The sequence below is a fragment of the Paramuribaculum intestinale genome (assembly GCF_003024925.1).
In the GTDB taxonomy this organism is placed as follows: domain Bacteria; phylum Bacteroidota; class Bacteroidia; order Bacteroidales; family Muribaculaceae; genus Paramuribaculum; species Paramuribaculum intestinale.
In genome coordinates, this window is sequence record NZ_PUED01000185.1 from 1 (window position 1) to 4394 (window position 4394).

A 4394-nucleotide genomic window follows, 5' to 3' on the forward strand; every position below is an offset into this window, starting at 1 on the left:
GGTTACAAATTGGGCTGCTGTCATATATTTCTCAACTTTTACTTGATATTTCTGAAATGGTAATTGAACTTCAGTTTGTCATGGTCAATAAGTGACTCGCCTAACATAACCCTATCGTAGGGAAGAATGGAGTCACCGCCGGGGAATTTACGATAACTGACATAGACATTTTTACCTTTGATGCTGTCAATAGTGGGTGTAGCATCTTCGGCTCTAATGTGTATGCTTTCAATATGTTCCGCTTCACTGTTATGTAAATAGCCGATATATAATCCAATAAAGAAAAGTATTGCGGAAAGGATTGGATATAAGATTGCGAGCGTTTTATATATAGGCTTATCATAAATATCATGCTCTTGGTCTATTATTTTATATTGTTTTCTTCTCAAAAACAGCCACCATGATACCGCTAATCCGAGAATGAACATAGTAAAAATGACCATTTTTATATCATACTTCTGCAAAATGACAAGCCCTGTCACGTCAGCAAAAATTGCTATAAAACCTACTATACCAAATAGAGGAACCAAAAGACATAGCACAGCCAAAGCATGCGCAAAGGATTCATCATTTTCTTTGCGCTTCTGCCACCAATAATATTGGTAAAATAAGGCTCTTAGCAGTTTCATTTGAGTCTATTATCTGTAATTAAGCAAAGTTACAACTAATAATCGACATTCGATGTGACAAATGTCCCAAACGAGTATGAAAATCAGCGCGGAGATTAGCCGTTACATAATCATTCAGCACCGACAGGTCAATCCTCGGCATGAAGTCGTTAAGCCGTGCATATTTCGGGTGTTGTTTCGTCTTATCCTCAGTTGTTCTTGTTGATTAGGTTGACGATGACTTTTACCATTGTGTCCTTTTCCTCAGTGCGGCTTTCGGCTATCATCAGGGTGAGGGCAACGAGTGTGTTGTCGGCGATGCGTTTGGTGCCGTCTCCGTTGTAGAGAATGCCGTTGCCGTTGAGAAACCACAGGAATAGAGTTGCGGCAATGCGTTTGTTGCCGTCGCTGAATGAGTGGTTTTTGGTAACAAGGTACAGGAGCATGGCAGCTTTTTCCTCCACTGAGGGATATAGGTCAACGCCACCGAAGGTCTGGTAAATCTGACCAATGGAGCTTTTGAAGGAATCGTCCTTTTCGTTGCCGAACAATGTGCTGCCACCGAATTTCTCATGTAACTCGCGGATGACTTCCATGGCGTTTTCGTAAGTGGCATGAAACGACTCTTTACCGGTGGTGTCCTCGATCTTCAGTTCCTGATAGTCGTAGCGGTCAAGAGTGTCGAGGGCGTATGTGTAATCGACAACAACATCGAGCAATGAACGGCTGTCCTCCGTAAGCCTTTCCTGATTTTGGATTGTGCGGCCGAGCACTTTTATCAACTGACTAAGCTCGTCATATTTCTGTGCAGCTACCCGCTCGTTTATGGCATAGCCTTGAAGAAGATACTGCTTCAATATCTTATTTGCCCAGATGCGGAATTGAGTACCACGTTTGGATTTAACGCGATAGCCAACAGAGATAATAACATCAAGGCTGTAAACCTGAGTCGGTTTGTACTTCGACAGAGTATTATGCAAAATTTGCATATTACTCTCTTTCTCCAGCTCGCCTTCCTTGAAAACATTAGAGATGTGGCGGGCAATAACTGACTGATCTTTGTCAAAGAGTTCGGCCATCTGCCCTTGGCTCAGCCATACGGTATCATTCTGAACTGTCACATCAATCGACATATTTCCGTCCGGCGCCTGATAGATTACGAGCTGTGAATTATTTGTTTCCATATTCAAAATTACAATTTATATTTTGATTTGTAGCTGTTTCCGAGTAATAATAGTCAAAATACTTCGGATTTTGCGCCATTAGCGATTGCGTCAATCTCGTCGGCGATTTCGTCGGAGGAGAGCTTGATATAGTCCATGAAGGTCTTTTGAGTTTTGTGGCCGCTGACGTGCATCATCTGGACTATGGAGTATTTGTGGGTGAGGTACATGTTTGTGATTCCGCTACGGCGGGCTGTGTGGGTTGTCACGCACTTGTAGCAAGGCATTATCACCTCTCCCTTTTCGTTGTGCTCGACAACGAGCTTGCCGTCCTCCACCAGTTTCTTCTGCTTTTGAGTAAGTTTGGTTACTACCATCTTGGCTAAGTCGGGCACTTTATCGGACAACTCCTTCAGAATCTCCTTTATGTAGCGGTTGAGTATCACGTCAACAACATAAGGGAGATTGTAGTTGTATTTTTCGCATATAGCCTTTAGGTTGGGATTCATTATAGGAATCTTTACCTCGTTGCGGGTTTTCTTCTGAATGAGGCGTATTACCGGTGTTCCTTTGGCTGTAGTGGTGAAACAATCCTTGTCAATGTCGTTGTAATCGCTCACGCGCTGACAGGTGTAGCACCCGACAAGAAATATATCGCGCACCTCTTCCTGCTTGCCTGACAGTGGCATTTCATACAATGCCTGAAGCTCTGCTTCGGTAAGGTATATTTCAATAGCCTTGTCTTTCTCTTCAATTTTCTTTTTTGCGAAATATTGCAGGGCGCGGTCATTGTCGTGTATTCCGTCGGCATAGGCATAGCTGATGATTGCGCGGAGATCGACCAGATATTTATTCTGCGCAGTCACCATATAATCTTTCTTCTCCATAAAATTCAGGAATTTGGTGACGAACGCACGGTCTACATCATGCCATGTGTAGCGATGCTTTCTGTCAAACAAGTCATACAGCTTCCGAAAGCTATTCCATGCCTTCACAGTGCCGGGCGCATATCTGTCATGACCATTAAGCCTGGCACCGCTCTTGATTTCATTGCAAAATCGGTCTATGAAATTCCATATTTTGGCGCGTTCAGCATCGATGCCCTCCTTTATCAGACGCTCCTGCTCTTCCTTTATGCGTTCTTCCTCGCGTTGCCGTTCCTCCTCTTCACGCTTAGCTTTCATTCTGGCTTCTGCTTTCTTCGGATTGGCGATAGAGAGGATCTCGGCCTCAACATGTGACTTGTCGAAAGACATGCCCTCGACTTCCGACTTCACTACCAGTTCAATCCTATTGAGAGAGTCGTGTAGATTGAAGTTCGTCCTTTGATGTCGCATCCATTTTTCAGGACACGACAAAGCCTCTTTCCACTCTGCAACATTCACACGTATCTGAGAGGAAAAGAGCGTATCGACTTTGTGTTTCTTGTTCTGCACCCTAAAGAAAAGAGTTGCGATTTCGTTCTTCTCGTCCTGCTTGCGGATGAAGAACCGGGAAAGAGATTTTGCCATAGAATCCAAGGTTCGATTCCCTTATGAATCGGACACTGCAAAGTTAGTGACTATTCCTGAATAGTCACTACAATAGTCACTATAATTTCTAAAACAGCCGCTATGTGGCTAAATTGAAAATTGTTTAATTCGGCTTAATATCAGTATATTAGTATATAATTGAATTTAATCCGATTGATAAAAATTTAACGTTTATATTGCTGGTGGCACCACGACAATAATTTCTATTCCGCGTAACATCAACACATTGCCAAATTTGTTTTATCGGCTTGTCTGGAAATTGATACAACATTGATACAACAAAAAACGCACCGGTCGTGATGACCGATGCGCCCATACGTCGATGTTGACGGATTTTTACTTTCCGGGGGATAGGCTCAAGTATTGCCCTATTTGAAGATAATTCTTCGTGTTGTTAGTCCAGAAGATTTCCTCGTCGCTCCACGGCACTTCATTCTTACCGCCGGAGAAAACGATTTTGTGGTCTTTGATGGCAAACGTTCCGCTTGAAGACGCGGTGATGTTGTTGTCGGCCACGTTCATCTGATTGTACGAGTAGTTGTCGCCATCAAAGGTAAAACGGTAATAGAATCCGTCCAGCGTTCCGTGCCATGTTCCCTGAATGTCAGAAACCGTAGCGTAAACCTTTGCATCCGGCTCGTCATCGTCGCTTCCGCACGACTGAAAGCCAAGTGCGACCACGCCCAGAATAAGGGCGATTGCCATCTTGATAAAATGCTTCATTGTAGTGTTATTTATGATTGATTTTTAGTGTATTCCGACTGCAAATTTACTCATTGTGGCTGACGTGACAAAACGAGCTACGATTACAGCCAACAAAATGCGCTTATTTTAATCTGTATATCAGTATATTATAACAAATTACTTAATTTTATGACCAACAAAACGCCAACAAATAGCCATCAAAGCAACATCAGACAACCATCAAGGCGATTTTTCCGCGATTTTTGTGCGTTTTTACTTAACAATGATTCGGTAAAATTTGAGGTTGTTCAGTCTTGGCTAAGCCGCTAACTGAGCCAACCGATGATTTATTTTCTGAATTATTTTGAGATGCGGAGATTTTCCGCAAGTCGAAATAATTGTTGAGG

4 protein-coding genes are annotated in these 4394 nt (G+C 42.9%); all 4 read right to left on the reverse strand.

The window, feature by feature from the left end:
• Positions 1-38 precede the first annotated feature (38 nt).
• Positions 39-629: a hypothetical protein gene (locus C5O24_RS11055; RefSeq protein ID WP_107035586.1), complete on the reverse strand. Its 591-nt coding sequence runs from the start codon at positions 627-629 to the stop codon at positions 39-41.
• 188 nt (positions 630-817) lie between these two features.
• The gene (locus C5O24_RS11060; protein ID WP_107681827.1) at positions 818-1792 is read right to left on the reverse strand and encodes a virulence RhuM family protein/type II toxin-antitoxin system death-on-curing family toxin; all 975 of its coding nucleotides are present in this window, start codon (positions 1790-1792) and stop codon (positions 818-820) included.
• 53 nt (positions 1793-1845) lie between these two features.
• Positions 1846-3282: a tyrosine-type recombinase/integrase gene (locus tag C5O24_RS11065; RefSeq protein ID WP_107681828.1), complete on the reverse strand. Its 1437-nt coding sequence runs from the start codon at positions 3280-3282 to the stop codon at positions 1846-1848.
• A 357-nt stretch (positions 3283-3639) separates the two neighbouring features.
• Positions 3640-4026: a hypothetical protein gene (locus C5O24_RS11070; RefSeq protein WP_107681829.1), complete on the reverse strand. Its 387-nt coding sequence runs from the start codon at positions 4024-4026 to the stop codon at positions 3640-3642.
• Positions 4027-4394: the final 368 nt, after the last annotated feature.

Bases quoted from the DNA above. Each gene is read 5' to 3' on its own strand.
- C5O24_RS11055 (WP_107035586.1), bottom strand. From the start codon at position 629: ATGAAACTGCTAAGAGCCTTATTTTACCAATATTATTGGTGGCAGAAG.
- C5O24_RS11060 (WP_107681827.1), bottom strand. From the start codon at position 1,792: ATGGAAACAAATAATTCACAGCTCGTAATCTATCAGGCGCCGGACGGA.
- C5O24_RS11065 (WP_107681828.1), bottom strand. From the start codon at position 3,282: ATGGCAAAATCTCTTTCCCGGTTCTTCATCCGCAAGCAGGACGAGAAG.
- C5O24_RS11070 (WP_107681829.1), bottom strand. From the start codon at position 4,026: ATGAAGCATTTTATCAAGATGGCAATCGCCCTTATTCTGGGCGTGGTC.